This window comes from uncultured Roseibium sp. (assembly GCF_947494555.1).
Classification (GTDB): Bacteria; Pseudomonadota; Alphaproteobacteria; order Rhizobiales; family Stappiaceae; genus Roseibium.
In genome coordinates this window covers 1,626,148-1,644,564 of the sequence record NZ_CANLVF010000001.1, presented here as the reverse complement: position 1 = coordinate 1,644,564, position 18,417 = coordinate 1,626,148, and the positions used below count along the sequence as shown (strand labels likewise).

Genomic DNA, 18,417 nt, shown 5'->3' with positions numbered 1-18,417 from the left:
TTTTACCAGCGGTAGTGCGAGAACGCGCGGTTGGCGTCTGCCATCCGGTGCGTATCTTCACGTTTCTTAACTGCGGTCCCACGGTTGTTGGCTGCATCGAGCAGCTCGCCGGACAGGCGGTCAACCATTGTGGTTTCGTTGCGGTTGCGCGCAGCGGTAATCAACCAGCGGATCGCAAGAGCCTGACGGCGCTCGTTACGGACCTCGACCGGGACCTGGTAGGTCGCACCACCAACACGGCGGGAGCGGACTTCCACTTGCGGCATAACGTTTTCAAGAGCCGCATGGAAAACCTCGATCGGGTTCTCGCGGGTCTTGTTCTCGACCACGTCGAAAGCACCGTAAACGATGCGCTCGGCTGTGGACTTCTTGCCGTCGTACATGATGGAGTTCATGAATTTGGTGACGACCATATCCCCGAATTTTGGATCCGGGTTGATTTCGCGTTTTTCAGCGCGGTGACGACGGGACATCTAATGTGCTCCTTACTTCGGCCGCTTGGCGCCGTATTTCGAACGGCGCTGCTTACGATCCTTGACGCCCTGGGTATCGAGCACACCACGGATGATGTGGTAGCGAACACCCGGCAAATCCTTCACGCGGCCGCCACGGATCATCACCACCGAGTGTTCCTGAAGGTTGTGACCTTCACCCGGGATGTAGCCGATGACTTCGAAGCCGTTGGTCAGGCGGATCTTGGCCACCTTACGCAGAGCCGAGTTCGGCTTCTTCGGCGTCGTCGTGTATACGCGGGTGCAAACACCACGCTTCTGAGGGCAGGCCTCCATGGCCGGCACTTTGTTCCGCTTCGGCGGATCTTTCCGCGGCTTGCGGATCAACTGGTTGATGGTCGGCATTCTTTGCCCTTTACCTTGTCCATCCAAAAATTCGTATGCAACTGCAGTTCTCCACGGATCTTGCAAGCCAATAAACATGCAAAATCGCGCCCGCACGCTCCTAGGAGCGGCCGGCGCTGCGAAAAACCAGAGGACCACGAGTTGCCCCACGGTCATGCAATCGACGCGTATTCGCCTATATATACCCGGCAGCGTTTAAGAGGATTGGGTCCTGCGCCTTTGATCAGCGCTGGACGGTTCACTCTTACCGCCTGCCCTTGGGATGCGCGGAACCTACTCATATGCACCCTTTGCGTCAAGTGCTTTGTAGAAAAAACCGCAAGTACCCGCACGACATCGTATGGATGCGAATTTTCGACATGAAATCAGTTAGCTGGCATAATTTAGTGCACGTATGATGCGCCGTTTGTGTAATTTTGTTTCGCGCCTGTTTCCGCCGGAGATTCAATCGCAGGAATCAGTGTCCAAACTCGCCGGGATCTTGACGAACTTATCGTACCTTGCGGCACACGCCGATCTCACCGACTCGTTGATTTTACGCGGTATTCCTTGAGAGCCGGTGCGGCTCTCAGAGCCTGGCAGGCGCTCTGCAATTCAGGGCACCCAGTCATGCAAGATCGGAGGGACAACCTGAGGGAGCCGAGGATGAGCGATACCCCCTCCAAAGGTGTCAGTCGGTGAATGTCACAATCGCAACGTTTCCGGCAAGCGCATCCTGATATGCTCCTTCATGGAGCGGATCGTCAGGTTCACCATCCATGACGCCGATCTGATCGAGTTCCGCCTCCGCAAAACCTTGTCCCTGCAGAGCTTCCAGTGTTCTGCGCACCGCGTCGTCTTCGTCTGGTGCGGTCAGCAGCGCATGGATCTTGATGGCGTCTTCAGGAAGCGCGTCTTCGTTCTCCCAGACGCGGCCGATGACGATATAGACAACAGGATCTAGTTCAGCGTCGTTGTCGTTCATTGTTCAACCCTCAAATGGAGCACATACAGAAAGGCCGCCCGGAGGCGGCCTTTCGATCGTTTTGATGAGGCCGGTTATTCGGCCGCGCCGGTCATGTCTTCCAGCAGCCCTTCGGCTGCGCTTTCCGAAGACTGCTGCCGCTGCGCTTCCTGGATCAGGTCGTCGCGATGCGAGGCAATCTTGCGGATACGTTTCATGACACCGCCGGTACCAGCGGGGATCAAACGGCCGACAATGACGTTTTCCTTCAGGCCGACAAGCGGATCGGTCTTGCCGTTGACCGCTGCATCGGTAAGGACACGGGTCGTTTCCTGGAAGGAAGCTGCCGAGAAGAAGGACCGCGTCTGCAGCGACGCCTTGGTGATACCAAGGAGAACAGGAACGCCTTTTGCGGGATCCCGTGCATTGTCGATCGCTTTTTCGTTCGCTTCCTCGAAGTCGATCTTGTCGATCTGTTCGCCCGAAAAGAACTCGGTATCGCCCGGATCGGTGATTTCGACTTTCTGCAGCATCTGACGGACAATCACTTCAATGTGCTTGTCGTTGATGGTCACACCCTGCAGACGGTAAACTTCCTGGATCTCGTTGACGAGATAGGCAGCCAGTGCCTCCACGCCCTTGACGGCCAGAATGTCATGCGGCGCCGGGTTGCCGTCGAGAATGTACTCACCCTTTTCAATTGCATCGCCTTCCTGAAGGTGGAAGTGCTTGCCTTTCGGGATGAGGTATTCGACGGGCTCCGCGCCATCCTCTGCCGGATCGATGATGATGCGGCGCTTGTTCTTGTAGTCGCGGCCGAAACGGATCGTACCATCGATTTCCGCGATGATTGCATGATCCTTCGGACGGCGGGCTTCGAACAGTTCCGCAACACGCGGCAGACCACCGGTGATGTCCTTGGTCTTGGCGCTTTCCAGCGGAATACGTGCCAGAACGTCACCAGCCTTGACCGTGGAGCCAGGCTGAACGGACAGGATCGCGTCAACCGAAAGTATCAAGCGGGCATCGGATCCGCGCGAGTTTTTCGAGATCGTACCCTTGTCGTCCTTGATGACGATCGCCGGCTTGAGATCAGCGCCACGCTGCGAGGACCGCCAGTCGATGACGATACGCTTCGTGATGCCGGTTGCCTCGTCGGCGGTTTCCTGAACGGACGCACCATCAACCAGGTCCTCGAAGTCCACGACACCGTCAACTTCAGCAAGCATCGGCCGTGTGTAAGGATCCCATTCAGCAATCCTTTGACCACGCTTGACGGAGTCGCCTTCGTCGACATGCAGCTTCGAGCCGTAAGCAACACGATGGACGGCGCGCTCATTACCGTCGCTGTCGATGACAACGATGGACATGTTGCGCACCATCGCGATGAGATTGCCATCTGAATCGCGCTGGACGGACCGGTTCCGGATCTTGATCGTGCCATCGACATTCGATTCGATGAACGAGCTGTCGACAACCTGCGCCGTACCACCGATGTGGAACGTCCGCATGGTCAGCTGCGTACCGGGCTCACCGATGGACTGTGCGGCAATGACACCGACAGCCTCACCAAGGTTCACCGGGGTACCGCGTGCAAGGTCACGGCCATAACATGTCGCGCAGACACCGGTCTCGGTTTCACATGTCAGAACCGAACGGATCTTGATCTGCTGCACCTTTGCAGCCTCGATCGCCTCCACGTCCTTCTCGTCGATAAGCTTGCCTTTGGGAACAAGCATTTCGCCGGTCTGGTTGTTGACGACGTCTTCTGCGGTCGTGCGACCAAGAACGCGCATACCGAGCGAAGCAATGACGTTACCGGCATCGACGATCGGAGCGACGGTAATACCGCGTTCAGAACCACAATCATTCTCCAGAATGATCGAGTCCTGGGCAACATCCACCAGGCGGCGTGTCAGGTAACCGGAGTTCGCAGTCTTCAAGGCCGTGTCGGCCAGACCCTTACGGGCACCGTGCGTGGAGTTGAAGTACTCCAGAACGGACAGGCCTTCCTTGAAGTTCGAAATGATCGGGTTCTCGATGATGGAACCGTCTGGCTTGGCCATCAGGCCGCGCATGCCGGCAAGCTGCTTCATCTGCTGGGGCGAACCACGGGCACCGGAGTGCGACATCATGTAGACCGAGTTCATCGGCTTCTGACGCCCGGTTTCCTCATCGACCTGGACCGCCTTGATGCGGGCCATCATCTCGTCAGCAATCTTGTCGGTGCACTTCGCCCAGGCGTCGACAACCTTGTTGTACTTCTCGCCCTGGGTGATCAGACCGTCATTGTACTGCTGCTCGTATTCGGTCGCGAGCGATGCGGTTTCGGCGACCAGGTTCTGCTTGGTATCCGGAATGACCATGTCGTCCATGCCGAAGGAGATGCCGGCGTTACAAGCGTTCTTGAAGCCAAGTTCCATGATCCGGTCACAGAAGATAACCGTCTCCTTCTGACCGCAGGCACGGTAGACCGTGTCGATCATCTTGGAGATGTCCTTCTTGGTCATCAGCCTGTTGCAGACCTCGTAAGGAACTTCATGGTGCTTCGGCAGAAGCTCAGCGATCAGCATGCGGCCCGGGGTCGTCTCGATGATTTCGGACGTCGGATTGCCGTCCGCATCAATGGACTTGTAACGGCCCTTGATCTTGGTGTGCAGCGTGATGACGTTGTTGGCCAGCGCGTGATGGATCTCACCGATGTCGCCAAAGGCCATGCCTTCGCCGGGCTCACCTTCCGCAATGATCGACAGGTAGTAGAGCCCGAGAACGATATCCTGCGAGGGAACGATGATCGGGCCACCGTTTGCCGGGTGCAGAATGTTGTTCGTGGACATCATCAGTGTCCGCGCTTCAAGCTGAGCTTCCAGCGACAGCGGCACGTGAACAGCCATTTGGTCACCGTCGAAGTCGGCGTTGAACGCCGAACAGACGAGCGGGTGCAGCTGGATGGCCTTGCCTTCAATCAGCGTCGGTTCGAACGCCTGGATACCGAGACGGTGAAGTGTTGGGGCGCGGTTCAGAAGAACCGGGTGCTCGCGGATCACCTCATCAAGGATATCCCAGACCTCCGGGCGCTCCTTTTCCACCAGCTTCTTCGCCTGTTTGACAGTCGAAGAGAAGCCCTTGGCGTCGAGGCGCGAATAGATGAAGGGCTTGAACAGTTCAAGCGCCATCTTCTTCGGTAGTCCGCACTGATGCAGTTTCAGTTCCGGTCCAACGGTGATCACCGAACGGCCTGAATAGTCAACGCGCTTACCAAGAAGGTTCTGACGGAAACGGCCCTGCTTGCCTTTCAGCATGTCGGAAAGCGATTTCAGCGGACGCTTGTTGGCACCCGTGATGACGCGGCCGCGGCGACCGTTGTCGAACAGCGCGTCGACGGACTCCTGCAGCATGCGCTTTTCGTTCCGGATGATGATGTCCGGTGCGCGCAGTTCCATCAGACGGCGCAGACGGTTGTTCCGGTTGATCACGCGACGATAAAGGTCGTTCAGATCCGACGTCGCGAACCGACCGCCATCAAGCGGAACCAGCGGACGCAGGTCCGGCGGGATGACCGGAACAACCGTCATGATCATCCATTCCGGACGGTTGCCAGATTCCATGAATGCTTCGATGACTTTCAGACGCTTGGCCAGCTTCTTCGGCTTCAGCTCTGTCGTCGCTTCGGCAATCTCCTGGCGCAGCTTTTCGCTTTCGCGCTCAAGATCCATGCTCATCAGGATCTCGCGGATCGCTTCCGCGCCGATCATCGCGGTAAATGCGTCTTCGCCATATTCGTCCTGAGCGGCAACGAAGTCTTCTTCAGAGAGAAGCTGGTGCTGCTTGAGCGGGGTCAGGCCCGGCTCCAGAACAACGTAGTTCTCGAAATAAAGAACGCGTTCCAGGTCCTTCAGCGTCATGTCGAGCAGGAGGCCGATCCGGCTCGGGAGCGACTTCAGGAACCAGATATGGGCAACCGGAGCGGCGAGCTCGATGTGACCCATACGCTCACGGCGAACGCGCGAAAGGGTGACTTCAACGCCACATTTTTCGCAGATGACGCCCTTGTACTTCATGCGCTTGTATTTGCCGCAAAGACATTCGTAGTCCTTGATCGGACCAAAAATACGCGCGCAGAACAAACCGTCACGCTCGGGCTTGAACGTACGGTAGTTGATGGTCTCCGGCTTTTTGATTTCGCCGAAAGACCAGGACAGGATCTTTTCCGGGCTCGCAAGCGAAATCCGGATATTGTCGAAGGTCTGTGTGGGAGCCTGCTGGTTAAACAGGTTCATGACCTCATGATTCATGGTCCGTCTCCTTCGATGCTCGGCCGGGGAACGGGTCTTATCACCCTTCCCCGTAACCGGCACGCCAAGTCATTTGGGTCCGTTGCCGGGGTTATTCTGCAGCGTCTGCAGTTTCTTCTTCGGCAATCGCGGGTACGTCAGTACGTTGCAGTTCAACGTTGAGACCCAGTGACCGCATTTCCTTCACAAGCACGTTGAAGCTTTCCGGTATGCCTGCCTCGAACGTGTCGTCGCCGCGAACAATGGCCTCGTAGACCTTCGTACGGCCGGCAACGTCGTCCGACTTGACAGTAAGCATTTCCTGCAGCGTGTAAGCTGCACCGTAGGCCTCAAGCGCCCAGACCTCCATTTCCCCGAAGCGCTGGCCACCGAACTGCGCCTTACCACCCAGCGGCTGCTGCGTGACAAGCGAGTACGGACCGATCGAACGGGCATGGATCTTGTCGTCGACGAGGTGGTGCAGCTTCAACATATAGATGTAGCCAACAGTCACCTTCCGATCGAACTCTTCACCGGTACGACCGTCATAGAGAACGGACTGGCCGCTCGGGTCATAGCCTGCAATGTTCAGCGCCTCGACAACATCGGGCTCACGGGCCCCATCGAAGACCGGCGTCGCGATGGAGACACCCTTCTTCAGCTGATCCGCCAGGCGCACGACACTTTCGTCGTCGTATTGCTGGACGTTGTCGCCCTTCATGTTGTCGCCGTAGATCTCGACGATCTTGCCACGAAGCTCGTCCAGCTGGCCGGAGCGCTTGTACTCTTCGTACATTTCGCCGATCCGGTTGCCCATGCCGCGGCAGGCCCATCCGAGGTGCGTTTCCAGGATCTGGCCGACGTTCATGCGGGACGGCACGCCAAGCGGGTTCAACACGATGTCGACATGGGTCCCGTCTTCCAGGAACGGCATGTCTTCGCACGGGTTGATCTTGGAGACCACGCCCTTGTTACCGTGACGGCCGGCCATCTTGTCGCCCGGCTGCAGCTTGCGCTTCACGGCAACGAAGACCTTGACCATCTTCATGACGCCAGGAGGCAGCTCGTCGCCACGCTGCAGTTTCTCGACCTTGTCGATGAACCGCTGCTCAAGGCGCTTGCGGCTGTCGTCATACTGACCGCGCAAGGCTTCGATCTCGGACATGAACTTCTCGTCGTCGGTGGCAAACTGCCACCATTGCGACCGTGGGAAGTCATTGAGAACATCGCCAGTCAGAACGCCGCTGCGGAAGCCCTTCGGACCGGCAACAGCATTCTTGTCCATCAGCATCTCGGCCAGACGGCCGTAGACGTTGCGGTCCAGGATCGCCTGCTCGTCGTCACGGTCTTTCGCAAGACGCTCGATCTCTTCACGCTCGATCGCCATTGCGCGTTCGTCTTTTTCAACGCCGTGGCGGTTGAAGACGCGCACTTCGACAACCGTACCCGAAACACCTGGCGGCAGGCGCAGGGATGTGTCGCGAACGTCAGAAGCCTTTTCACCGAAGATGGCACGCAGGAGTTTTTCTTCCGGTGTCATCGGGCTCTCACCCTTCGGCGTGATCTTGCCGACGAGAATGTCACCCGGGTTCAGTTCGGCACCGATGTAGACGATGCCGGCCTCATCGAGATTCTTGAGCGCTTCTTCCGAAACGTTTGGAATATCGCGGGTGATTTCTTCCGGGCCGAGCTTGGTGTCACGCGCCATGACTTCGAATTCCTCCAGGTGAATGGAGGTGAAGACGTCGTCAGACACGATCCGCTCGGACAAGAGGATGGAATCTTCGAAGTTGTAACCGTTCCACGGCATGAACGCGACAAGCACGTTCCGGCCGAGTGCCAGATCACCGAGGTCGGTGGACGGGCCGTCAGCGATGATATCGCTCTTGTGGACCCGGTCCCCTACCCGCACTAGCGGACGCTGGTTGATGCAGGTGTTCTGGTTGGAACGCTGGAACTTCTGCAGCCGGTAGATGTCGACGCCGGACTTGCCCGGATCGAGATCTTCAGTCGCCCGGATAACGATACGGGTCGCATCCACCTGGTCGACCACACCGGCACGGCGGGCACCGATGGCGGCACCGGAATCGCGCGCAACGATCGGCTCCATGCCGGTTCCGACAAACGGCGCCTCGGCGCGCACCAGCGGAACGGCCTGACGCTGCATGTTCGAGCCCATCAGAGCACGGTTGGCGTCGTCGTTTTCCAGGAACGGAATGAGCGCGGCCGCAACAGACACAAGCTGTTTCGGCGAGACGTCCATCAGATCGACCTTGTCGGACGGAACCATCATGTTCTCACCGGCGTGGCGGCAGGTGATCAGCTCGGTGGTAAACCGGCCGTCGGCATCATATTCGGCGTTGGACTGAGCCACGTAGTGCTTGGCTTCTTCCATCGCGGACAGATAAACGACCTCGTTCGTGACAACACCGTCGGTCACCTTGCGGTACGGGCTCTCGATAAAGCCGTATTTGTTCACGCGGGCAAAGGTTGCGAGCGAGTTGATCAGACCGATGTTCGGACCTTCAGGGGTCTCGATCGGGCAGATACGGCCATAGTGGGTCGGATGCACGTCACGCACTTCGAAACCGGCACGTTCGCGTGTCAGACCACCCGGACCAAGCGCCGAAAGACGACGTTTATGAGTGACTTCCGACAGCGGGTTCGTCTGATCCATGAACTGTGACAGCTGCGAGGAACCAAAGAACTCGCGAACGGCAGCAGCCGCCGGCTTCGCGTTGATCAGGTCCTGCGGCATGACAGTGTCGATCTCAACAGAGCTCATACGCTCCTTGATCGCACGCTCCATGCGCAGCAATCCGACGCGATACTGATTTTCCATCAGCTCGCCCACGGACCGGACGCGGCGGTTACCGAGATTGTCGATATCGTCGATATCGCCTTTGCCGTCGCGCAGTTCCAGAAGAACCCGGATGACCTCGAGAATATCTTCCTTGCGCAGCGTACGGACGGTATCCTCGCACTGCAGATCAAGGCGCATGTTCATCTTGACGCGCCCGACAGCAGAAAGGTCGTAGCGCTCGTCGTCGAAGAACAGCGACTGGAACATGGCTTCCGCGGTATCGATCGTGGGCGGCTCACCCGGACGCATGACGCGATAGATGTCGAAGAGCGCATCTTCGCGGGATTCGTTCTTGTCGACCGACAGCGTGTTGCGGATGTAGGGACCGGTGTTCACGTGGTCGATATCGAGCATCGTCAGCTCGTCATAGCCGCGTTCAATCAGTTCTTCCAGGAGCTTGCCGGTGATTTCACCGCCGGCCTCAGCAAAGATCTCGCCGCTCTGCATGTCGACGATATCCTCGGCAAGATACTGTCCGTGCAGGTCCTCGTCCGTCACCTTCAGTGCGGTGATGCCCTTCTCGCTGAGTTGGCGGATCGTACGGGCGGTAATCTTGCGTCCGCCTTCAACGACAACATCGCCGCTGTCTGCGTCAATTAGATCGTAGGATGCCTTGGTACCTTTCAACCGTGCGCCGTCGAACGGCATGCGCCAGGACCCGTCGGCCTGACGGGTGTAGTCGATGCGATTGTAGAAGGTGTTGAGGATTTCCTCACCATCGAGACCAAGTGCCATCAGCAGGGACGTCACCGGGATCTTGCGCCGGCGGTCGATACGCGCATGGACAATGTCTTTGGCATCAAATTCGATGTCGAGCCAGGACCCACGGTAAGGGATGACGCGCGCAGCGAACAACAGTTTGCCCGAGGAATGGGTCTTGCCCTTGTCATGGTCGAAGAACACGCCGGGGGAACGGTGCATCTGTGAGACGATCACACGCTCGGTGCCGTTGACGATGAACGTACCGTTGTCCGTCATGAACGGCATATCGCCCATGTAGACGTCTTGTTCCTTGATGTCTTTGACCGACTTGGCGCCGGTGTCTTCATCAACATCAAAAACGATGAGGCGCAGTGTGACCTTCAGCGGCGCTGCGAATGTCATGTCGCGCTGGCGGCACTCGTCCACATCGTATTTGGGAGCTTCAAATTCGTACGAAACAAATTCCAGCAGGGACGTGCCTGCAAAATCGGAAATCGGAAAAACGGATTGGAAGACCGCTTCCAGGCCTTCAATCTTGCGGCCACCGCCCGGAATCTCGTCGACCTGCAGGAACTGGTCGTAGGATGCTTTTTGTACCTCGATGAGATTAGGCATTGCCGCGACATCGCGGATCGATCCGAAGTATTTACGGACCTTTTTGCGACCGTTGAACGTTTGGGTCATTGTCGCTCCTTTTATCGGCCGGGTAACGGCTTCCCGAAACGCCCCTTGTCCAATCGGGCTGCCCTGCCCGGGCGCTTCGGAAAACCGTCCCCCAAGATCAACCTACTGCGCAAAGGCTGACCGGGTTATGGGGCACAGGACATCTGATTTGCATCGCTGCGAGTCAGCTTGCCCTAGTGGTGCGTTTGCCCCGGAAACGGGTCGGACCCGCCGGGGCAACAAACGGTCCCGGAAACCGGGACCGTCCAAAAGGCAAAGGCCTTTATTACTTCAGCTCGACAGAAGCGCCTGCTTCTTCCAGCTTCTTTTTCAGCTCTTCAGCTTCGTCCTTAGCGACGCCTTCCTTGACAGCCTTCGGAGCGGACTCAACGAGTTCCTTGGCTTCCTTCAGGCCGAGACCGGTGATCGCACGGACTTCCTTGATGACGTTGATTTTCTTGTCGCCGGCAGAAGCCAGAACAACGTCAAATTCAGTTTTCTCTTCAGCAGCAGCAGCATCGCCGCCAGCAGCACCACCGGCAGCAGCAACTGCGACCGGAGCAGCAGCAGAAACGCCCCACTTTTCTTCCAGAAGCTTGCTCAGTTCAGCAGCTTCCATAACGGTCAGTGCGGACAGTTCTTCTACGAGCTTTTCAAGATCAGCCATTTTTTTAGTACCTTAAGTTCGAACCAGTGTTGGTTTCTCTAGACAGTGTTTTGGACGCCTTACGCGGCCTCGTCCTTCGTGGCATACGCATTGAAGACGCGGGCGAGCTGCCCGGCCGGTGCGTTGACAACCTGAGCGATCCGGGATGCCGGGGTCTGAATCATGCCAACCAGTTTCGCACGCAGCTCATCGAGCGACGGCATGGTTGCCAGAGACTTGACGCCTTCCGGGTTCAGGTTGGTCGTTCCAAGAGCACCACCAAGGATTTCCAACTTGTCGTTGGCCTTGGCGAAGTCGACGGCTGCTTTCGGTGCGGCTACCGGGTCCTCGGAATAAACGAGAACGGTAGGGCCCTGAAACAGGTCGGAGATATGCTCAAGGTCAGTGCCTTTAAGGGCGAGTTTCACGAGGCGGTTTTTTGCGACTTTCACAGATCCGCCGGCTTCGCGTACAGATGCCCGCAATGCGGTCATCTGCGCAACCGAAAGACCTGCATAGTGCGCGACGACAACGACGCCGGTACCTGCCAGCTCATCGTTGAGAGACGTCACGAACTCGTGCTTTTCCGCTCTTTCCACTTGCCTTCTCCATTTGGTGGCGTTGCCGCCACCGGTTTACCTTTGCCGCCCCGCGGTGGTTCCGAACCCGGAACCACCTTGAAAGCGGCGCTCAGGGTCCTGTCCCCTCACCTTCGCGGCGTGCGCGCGGCAAGGTCTGGTTCGAACGTCGGTCATCCGCAAGCGCGGAGAATTCGGTTCTCACCCATCTATGCAGGCCTCAATCGCTTAAGCCGGTCTCCCGGCACCTGCAGTCTCGGACAGGGCAACCCGGCAGCGAACCGCCGGGTCTATTCGGTCGAAAGACCGAAATCTTGCTTCAATCCGGCGAACCGGATTACTCGCCGGAAACGCTGGCGAGATCGATCTTTACACCCGGGCCCATCGTGGAAGACACCGCGATGCGCTTCAGGTAGGAGCCTTTGGCGCCGGACGGTTTTGCCTTCTGAACCGCGTCCACCAGAGCTTTAACGTTCTGTGTGATCGCTTCTTCCGAGAAGGACACCTTGCCAACGCCTGCATGAACGATGCCGGCTTTCTCAACACGGAACTGAACCGCGCCGCCCTTGGCGTCGTTGACAGCTGCCGTGACATCGGGCGTGACCGTTCCAACCTTCGGGTTCGGCATCAGGCCGCGCGGGCCGAGCACCTTGCCGAGACGGCCGACCAGCGGCATCATGTCCGGAGTGGCAATGCAGCGGTCAAAGTCGATCTTGCCGCCCTGCACTTCCTGGACCAATTCTTCCGCACCGACGATGTCGGCGCCGGCAGCCTTGGCTTCATCAGCCTTATCGCCACGGGCAAACACAGCCACACGGACGTTTTTACCGGTGCCGTTCGGCAATACGCAGACGCCGCGGACCATCTGGTCAGCGTGACGCGGATCAACGCCGAGATTGATCGCAACTTCGACAGTCTCGTCGAACTTTGTCTTGGACCGCCCCTTCACGAGGCCGACTGCCTCGTCAAGCGAATAAAGCTTGTTGCGGTCGATGCCTTCACGCGCAGAACTGATACGCTTTCCAACCTTCGCCATGATCTTACCCCTTAACCTCAAGGCCCATGGAGCGGGCGGAACCTTCGACCATCAGCATTGCTGCCTCGACGTCGTTGGCGTTCAGGTCCTTCATTTTCGCCTCGGCGATTTCCTTCACCTGATCCTTGGTGACGGAACCGACAGTGCCGCGACCCGGGGTCTGGGACCCTTTCTGCAGCTTGGCGGCCTTCTTGAGGAAGAAGCTGACCGGCGCCGTCTTCACTTCGAACGTGAACGACTTGTCGGAGTAATATGTAATCACGGTCGGGCACGGAGCACCCTTTTCAACATCCTGGGTCTGCGCGTTGAACGCTTTACAGAATTCCATGATGTTCAGACCGCGCTGACCGAGCGCCGGCCCGATGGGCGGCGACGGAGTAGCAGAGCCTGCCGGCACCTGAAGCTTCAGGAGGCCTTCAACTTTTTTCGCCATGAATCTCTCCAATCATTCGCAGCTGGACGGCGATCCAGCCGGCTGGGAGTTGGTGGTCCGGCCCCTTCTTTGGCATCCGGCGAAGAATGCCTGAACCTTCCACCCAAAATCCCGGATGTCGACCACATGGGCCGTCTACCGGGCACTCAATGCCGTCCTTCGGGACGGCAGCCAGTCAGAGCTTGTCCACCTGACCGAATTCCAGTTCCACCGGTGTAGCGCGTCCGAAAATGGACACTGCAACCTTGAGACGCGCACGCTCGTCGTCGACTTCTTCGACAAGTCCGGAGAAGGACGCGAACGGACCGTCGGAGACGCGTACCTGCTCGCCGACTTCGAAGCTGACCGAAGGTTTCGGCCTGTCGACGCCTTCCTGCACCTGGTTAATGATTCGCAGGGCTTCTTTTTCCGGGATCGGCATCGGCTTTTGGTCCGCGCCCAGGAACCCGGTCACTTTCGGTGTATCCTTGATCAGGTGGAAGGCCTCGTTGGTCATATCCATCTTAACCAGGACATAGCCTGGGAAAAACTTGCGTTCAGCGTCCACTTTGCGGCCGCGACGAACCTCAACGACCTTTTCCATCGGAACGAGGATTTCCTCAAACAGATCGGTCAAGCCCTTCTGCTCGGCCTTCTCGCGGATGGAATCGGCGACCTTCTTCTCAAAATTGGAATAGGCATGCACAATATACCAGCGCTTGGCCATGGTTCTCAGTTCCGTTTCTTGTTCTTGTCTACAAACCGGACGGTCGGTCTTACTCAGCCGCCGACACCCAGAAGATACCCGATCCCAAGGCTCATCAACTGATCCGCCACGAGGAAGAAAATTGAGGCGATCAAGACCATGACGAACACCATAGCGGTGGTCACAGCCGTTTCCTTGCGCGTTGGCCAAGTCACCTTGGACGTTTCAGCGCGCACTTCCTGGATGAATTTAAAGGGATTGGTCTTTGCCATTCCGATTCCGGTCTGTTAAATACGAGTGGGCGCGCGAAAAACTCCGCGCGCCTCACTCGAGGAAACTCTTTAAGCCCTCGAGGCGATTTAATCAAGAGCAATTTGGCAGGGGCAGCAGGGTTCGAACCCGCGACCTACGGTTTTGGAGACCGTCGCTCTACCAACTGAGCTATACCCCTTCAGAGAGCCGCCGAGACGACTTTGCTCCTGATACCCTCTGAAGCCACGCATCGCAAGACTTAAGAGGGGCAGTTGCCGGGTACAAGACCCGGCAACCTGAATTCATCTTATTCGATGATGGACGCGACGACGCCGGCGCCGACGGTACGGCCGCCTTCGCGGATCGCGAAGCGCAGGCCTTCTTCCATGGCGATCGGCACGATCAGCTCAACGTCAACCGACACGTTGTCGCCCGGCATCACCATTTCCGTGCCTTCCGGCAGAGAAACAACGCCCGTAACGTCTGTCGTACGGAAGTAGAACTGCGGACGGTAGTTGGTGAAGAACGGCGTATGACGGCCACCTTCTTCCTTCGTCAGGATGTAGGCTTCTGCCTTGAACTTCGTGTGCGGGGTCACAGAACCCGGCTTGCAAAGAACCTGGCCACGCTCAACTTCCTCACGGCCAACACCGCGGATCAGAGCACCGATGTTGTCGCCCGCTTCGCCGCTGTCCAGCAGCTTGCGGAACATTTCAACGCCGGTAACCGTCGTCTTCGTGGTGTCCTTGATGCCGACGATCTCGACTTCTTCACCCACCTTGACAATACCGCGCTCAACACGGCCGGTCACAACAGTACCGCGGCCGGAGATCGAGAACACGTCCTCGATCGGCATCAGGAACGGCTGATCCTTCGGACGCTCTGGCGTCGGGATGTAGTCGTCAACCTGAGCCATCAGCTCACGGATCGCATCACGGCCGATTTCCGCATCGCGGTTCTCAACAGCTGCAAGAGCCGAACCCTTGACGATCGGAATGTCGTCGCCCGGGAACTCGTAGGAAGACAGAAGCTCGCGGATTTCCATTTCGACGAGCTCAAGAAGCTCTTCGTCGTCGACCTGGTCAACCTTGTTCATGAAAACAACAAGAGCCGGAACGCCAACCTGGCGCGCAAGCAGGATGTGCTCGCGGGTCTGCGGCATCGGGCCGTCTGCTGAAGACACAACCAGGATCGCGCCGTCCATCTGCGCTGCACCCGTGATCATGTTCTTCACGTAGTCAGCGTGACCAGGGCAGTCAACGTGAGCGTAGTGACGGTTCTCCGTCTCATACTCAACGTGCGCCGTGGAGATGGTGATGCCGCGGGCCTTTTCTTCAGGCGCGCCGTCGATCTCGTCGTAGGCTTTCGCTTCTGCGCCGCCAGCCTCAGCCAGCGTCATCGTGATTGCAGCGGTCAGCGTCGTCTTGCCGTGGTCAACATGGCCAATCGTGCCAATGTTAACGTGCGGCTTGTTGCGCTCAAATTTTTCCTTCGCCATCGGCGTCGCTCTCTGTCCAATACTCGGTTCAGTCTCTATAGGCTCGAAGCGGGATTCGCTCCGACGCCTTGGACAGATCCGCGAGCGACGAATTGCTTCCCGTAGAACTTCTGTCAGGATTTCCGGGCGAAAGAGCCTTCCGTTCCGGACACTCCGGTCAGCCCCTTGATGGAGCGGGTGAAGGGAATCGAACCCTCGTCGTCAGCTTGGAAGGCTGCTGCTCTACCATTGAGCTACACCCGCACAACGAGCAAACCAGGAACGATGGTGGAGGAGGTTGGATTCGAACCAACGTAGGCATAGCCAACGGATTTACAGTCCGTCCCCTTTAGCCACTCGGGCACTCCTCCATCTCGTCCTGCTTCACGCCGAAGCGATCAGGATGGCTTACCGGAGAACCCGCCCGAAAGGGGCGAGCAATCCTGTGGCGCGTGTTATGCAGATGCGGACCAGCCGTGTCAACGCCGATTTTGCAAAGAATTGAACAAAATCAACATGACGCTCGAAACGGTAGCTTCGAACGCTGGGGATCACTCCGGTCACCTCTTGAGCCAGAGTGCATGTGCTTGTGCCAAATGTCACCCGTTCTCGCCGTTTTTCCAGCGTTCCAGGCAACTTCTATGCGTGCCTGTGGACAAATTTCGCACCAATGATTTGCCGCTGATCAACCCGTTTTCGCAAGCCGAAAAACAGTTGCAGCAGTGAACAGGACAGATAGTGGTTGAAGAGGAAAGTTGCATGTTGTATCTACAACAAATGAGCTCTTCACTTGACGACATTGATTTCACCGCAATGGGCCGGACGTGCTTTGGTCACACTGCCCGCCGCACGGCGAATCTCCTGACGCGGCACTACAATCGGCACATGTCCTCCGTCGGGCTGGAACTGACGCAGGCGCAGCTTCTTGCCGTCATAGCCGATGGCTCGGCTCCCTCAGCCTCTGCGATTGCCCGTTATCTCGGCATTGACCGCTCGACCCTTGCCCGCAATCTCAAGCCTCTGGAGGCCGCCGGCCTGATCCGACGCCGCGAAACCGGCGGACGCACCGTGCTGCCGGTTCTGACACCGGCGGGCGAATCCAAGGTGATCGAGATCCATGAGGCCTGGACGGGAGCGCAGACAGAGCTGAGCACGCTGCTGGGTCCAGAGGGTTCGGATGCCGTTCGCGGCCACATGTCCGCCCTTCGCAAGGCCGTCCACATTCTGGAAGACAAGGACAAGGAAGCCGCGTCCGGCGGCGATTGAAACGCAGGTTCACAAGGACAGGTTATGAGTAACACGGACACGATCACCGAAAACGGCAAAACCCACGAACTCGGCGCTCTCCCCATGTCGGCATTTGCGACAATGACAGGGCTCGACATTTTCAAGCACATGATGGCAGGTGAGCTGCCCGCCCCGCCGATCATGATTCATTCCAATATAAGAATGAAGGAATTCGACGAGGGCCGAGCGGTCTTCTCCGGCCTTCCAGCCAAGGAATTCCTCAACCCGCTCGGTACCGTTCACGGCGGCTGGATTTCTACTCTGATCGACACGGCGCTCAGCTGCGCCGTCCACACCACGTTGAAGCCCGGTGAGTTCTATACGACCACATCGCTCAACGTGAATATGGTCCGCCCGCTTCATCCCGGCAGCGGCGAAGTTGTCTGTGAGGGCCGAATCGTCCACCGCGGCTCAAGACTGGCCACGTCGGAAGGCGAGTTGCGGGACGCCAAGGGGAAACTGATCGCCCATGGCACGGTGAGCTGCATGATCCTCAAGCCGTCTTGAGCCTCAAGTTGAAACTTTGAACTCTATAGCAGGCTCAAAACCCCGACAGCGCTCGGGTTGCCTTTCAAGCACCTTTCCTCTTCGCCGCCCCGGACCCGATCCGAGGCCAAATGCAGCAATCACCAAGGGTCCTGGCGCAAGGCCGGGACGGCACCCTACAGGTCTGCGTGATCCGGCCTGAGAACGGACAAGCCCCTTCCCCTCCGCTGCATTTGCCGCTACAGCAATCGCCATGACGGAAAACCCAAAATCAGGCCGTCCCGGACCGCGTTCGGGTCAGAAGCCGTTCTACAAAAAGAAGACTGGTGGAAAGCCCGCGCCCCGCAGGCCCGGTCTGCCGCCGGAAGGTCCGGTCCTTTTGTACGGCCTCCACACGGTCGAGGCTGCCTTTGCCAACAAAGACCGGAAGCGGCTGAAACTCTTCGCAACCGAAAACGCGCAGAACCGTCTGGTTGAGCGCGGCGTTACGATCGACGTGCCGGTGGAAACGATGATGCCGCGCGCGCTCGACAGGATGGTCACCAAGGACGCTGTGCACCAGGGCATGATCCTGGAGGCCGATCCCCTGCCCGCCTATGGCGCGGGACACCTGGAAGGTGCCCGTCTTGTGCTGGCGCTGGACCAAGTCACAGATCCGCACAATGTCGGCGCAATCCTCCGATCGGCGGTTGCCCTTGACGCCGATGCCGTCGTCACCACCGAACGCCACGCCCCGGAAGAAGGCCCTGTTCTTGCCAAATCGGCATCCGGGGCCCTCGACATGATCAAGCATGTACGTGTGAAGAACATGGCAAGGTTCGTGAGCGAAATGAAAGAAAAGGGCTTCGGCTGCATCGCGCTGGACAGTGACGGTCCCGCGAGCCTCGAGGACACCACCTTCACGGACAAAACCGTCCTCGTTCTCGGCTCTGAAGGCAAAGGCGTTCGTCAGGGCGTGCGTGAGGCCTGCGGACTTCTTGCCCGCCTCGACATGCCAGGTGAAATCCGCTCCCTGAATGTCTCCAACGCGGCGGTTCTCTCGCTTTATGTGGCGCGAATGAAAATGCAGCTTTGATCGGCGGCCAAGCGGCTCGTCACAAGCAAAATTCGTTCGAAATTTTCCCGTAATAGTTTTAAATTTTCTTCTCGCAATTTACGTGAACTCTGTCCTATCCTGTTCCCCGGCGCATCGCTCGATGCTCGTATCCGCTGAGAGCCTTGGGGGAAGAGGCAAC

15 protein-coding genes and 3 tRNA genes are annotated in these 18,417 nt (G+C 58.0%); 3 read left to right on the top strand and 15 right to left on the bottom strand.

From position 1 onward, the window contains the following. Window positions 1-2 precede the first annotated feature (2 nt). From rpsG to Q0915_RS07465, 15 genes are all read right to left on the bottom strand, one after another. A complete protein-coding gene (gene rpsG, locus Q0915_RS07535; protein WP_029060801.1) occupies window positions 3-473 on the bottom strand; it encodes a 30S ribosomal protein S7 in 471 nt (156 codons plus the stop codon). A gap of 12 nt (window positions 474-485) precedes the next feature. Then, window positions 486-857 (bottom strand): 30S ribosomal protein S12, encoded by a 372-nt coding sequence (rpsL, locus tag Q0915_RS07530; protein ID WP_006936459.1) that lies wholly within the window; start codon window positions 855-857, stop codon window positions 486-488. Window positions 858-1,527: 670 nt separating this feature from the next. Then, window positions 1,528-1,821 carry a regulator gene (locus Q0915_RS07525; protein ID WP_299481534.1) on the bottom strand — a complete coding sequence of 98 codons (294 nt, stop codon included), beginning with the start codon at window positions 1,819-1,821 and terminating at the stop codon, window positions 1,528-1,530. 74 nt (window positions 1,822-1,895) lie between these two features. After that, window positions 1,896-6,095, bottom strand: coding sequence for a DNA-directed RNA polymerase subunit beta' (gene rpoC, locus Q0915_RS07520; protein WP_299481531.1), 4,200 nt, complete (start codon window positions 6,093-6,095; stop codon window positions 1,896-1,898). Between the two features lie 91 nt (window positions 6,096-6,186). Then, a complete protein-coding gene (gene rpoB / locus Q0915_RS07515; RefSeq protein WP_299481528.1) occupies window positions 6,187-10,323 on the bottom strand; it encodes a DNA-directed RNA polymerase subunit beta in 4,137 nt (1,378 codons plus the stop codon). Window positions 10,324-10,588: 265 nt separating this feature from the next. Next, window positions 10,589-10,969 (bottom strand): 50S ribosomal protein L7/L12, encoded by a 381-nt coding sequence (rplL, locus tag Q0915_RS07510; protein WP_299481525.1) that lies wholly within the window; start codon window positions 10,967-10,969, stop codon window positions 10,589-10,591. 59 nt (window positions 10,970-11,028) lie between these two features. Further along, window positions 11,029-11,547, bottom strand: a complete 519-nt coding sequence (gene rplJ, locus Q0915_RS07505) for a 50S ribosomal protein L10 (RefSeq protein WP_299481522.1) — start codon at window positions 11,545-11,547, stop codon at window positions 11,029-11,031. A 316-nt stretch (window positions 11,548-11,863) separates the two neighbouring features. Further along, window positions 11,864-12,562, bottom strand: coding sequence for a 50S ribosomal protein L1 (gene rplA / locus Q0915_RS07500; protein ID WP_299481519.1), 699 nt, complete (start codon window positions 12,560-12,562; stop codon window positions 11,864-11,866). A 4-nt stretch (window positions 12,563-12,566) separates the two neighbouring features. Continuing rightward, window positions 12,567-12,995 carry a 50S ribosomal protein L11 gene (rplK, locus tag Q0915_RS07495; protein WP_299481516.1) on the bottom strand — a complete coding sequence of 143 codons (429 nt, stop codon included), beginning with the start codon at window positions 12,993-12,995 and terminating at the stop codon, window positions 12,567-12,569. Between the two features lie 175 nt (window positions 12,996-13,170). Next, window positions 13,171-13,701 (bottom strand): transcription termination/antitermination protein NusG, encoded by a 531-nt coding sequence (nusG, locus tag Q0915_RS07490; protein ID WP_029060809.1) that lies wholly within the window; start codon window positions 13,699-13,701, stop codon window positions 13,171-13,173. A gap of 53 nt (window positions 13,702-13,754) precedes the next feature. Beyond that, a complete protein-coding gene (gene secE / locus Q0915_RS07485) occupies window positions 13,755-13,952 on the bottom strand; it encodes a preprotein translocase subunit SecE (protein WP_299481507.1) in 198 nt (65 codons plus the stop codon). Window positions 13,953-14,055: 103 nt separating this feature from the next. Beyond that, window positions 14,056-14,131: transfer RNA gene (locus Q0915_RS07480), tRNA-Trp, on the bottom strand. Between the two features lie 108 nt (window positions 14,132-14,239). Continuing rightward, the gene (gene tuf, locus Q0915_RS07475; protein ID WP_299481504.1) at window positions 14,240-15,430 is read right to left on the bottom strand and encodes an elongation factor Tu; all 1,191 of its coding nucleotides are present in this window, start codon (window positions 15,428-15,430) and stop codon (window positions 14,240-14,242) included. Window positions 15,431-15,599: 169 nt separating this feature from the next. Then, a tRNA-Gly gene (locus Q0915_RS07470) sits at window positions 15,600-15,673 on the bottom strand. 22 nt (window positions 15,674-15,695) lie between these two features. Then, a tRNA-Tyr gene (locus Q0915_RS07465) sits at window positions 15,696-15,780 on the bottom strand. A gap of 388 nt (window positions 15,781-16,168) precedes the next feature. Between Q0915_RS07465 and Q0915_RS07460 the strand changes: the two genes are divergently transcribed. The 3 genes from Q0915_RS07460 to Q0915_RS07450 all read left to right on the top strand — a co-directional run bounded on the left by Q0915_RS07460 (window position 16,169) and on the right by Q0915_RS07450 (window position 18,257). Next, complete coding sequence (locus tag Q0915_RS07460; RefSeq protein ID WP_299481501.1) at window positions 16,169-16,675, top strand: MarR family winged helix-turn-helix transcriptional regulator; 507 nt, start codon at window positions 16,169-16,171, stop codon at window positions 16,673-16,675. 24 nt (window positions 16,676-16,699) lie between these two features. Then, entirely contained in the window at window positions 16,700-17,203 is a 504-nt protein-coding gene (locus Q0915_RS07455) for a PaaI family thioesterase (protein ID WP_299481498.1), read from the top strand. A gap of 232 nt (window positions 17,204-17,435) precedes the next feature. After that, entirely contained in the window at window positions 17,436-18,257 is an 822-nt protein-coding gene (locus tag Q0915_RS07450; protein WP_299481495.1) for an RNA methyltransferase, read from the top strand. Window positions 18,258-18,417 lie beyond the last annotated feature (160 nt).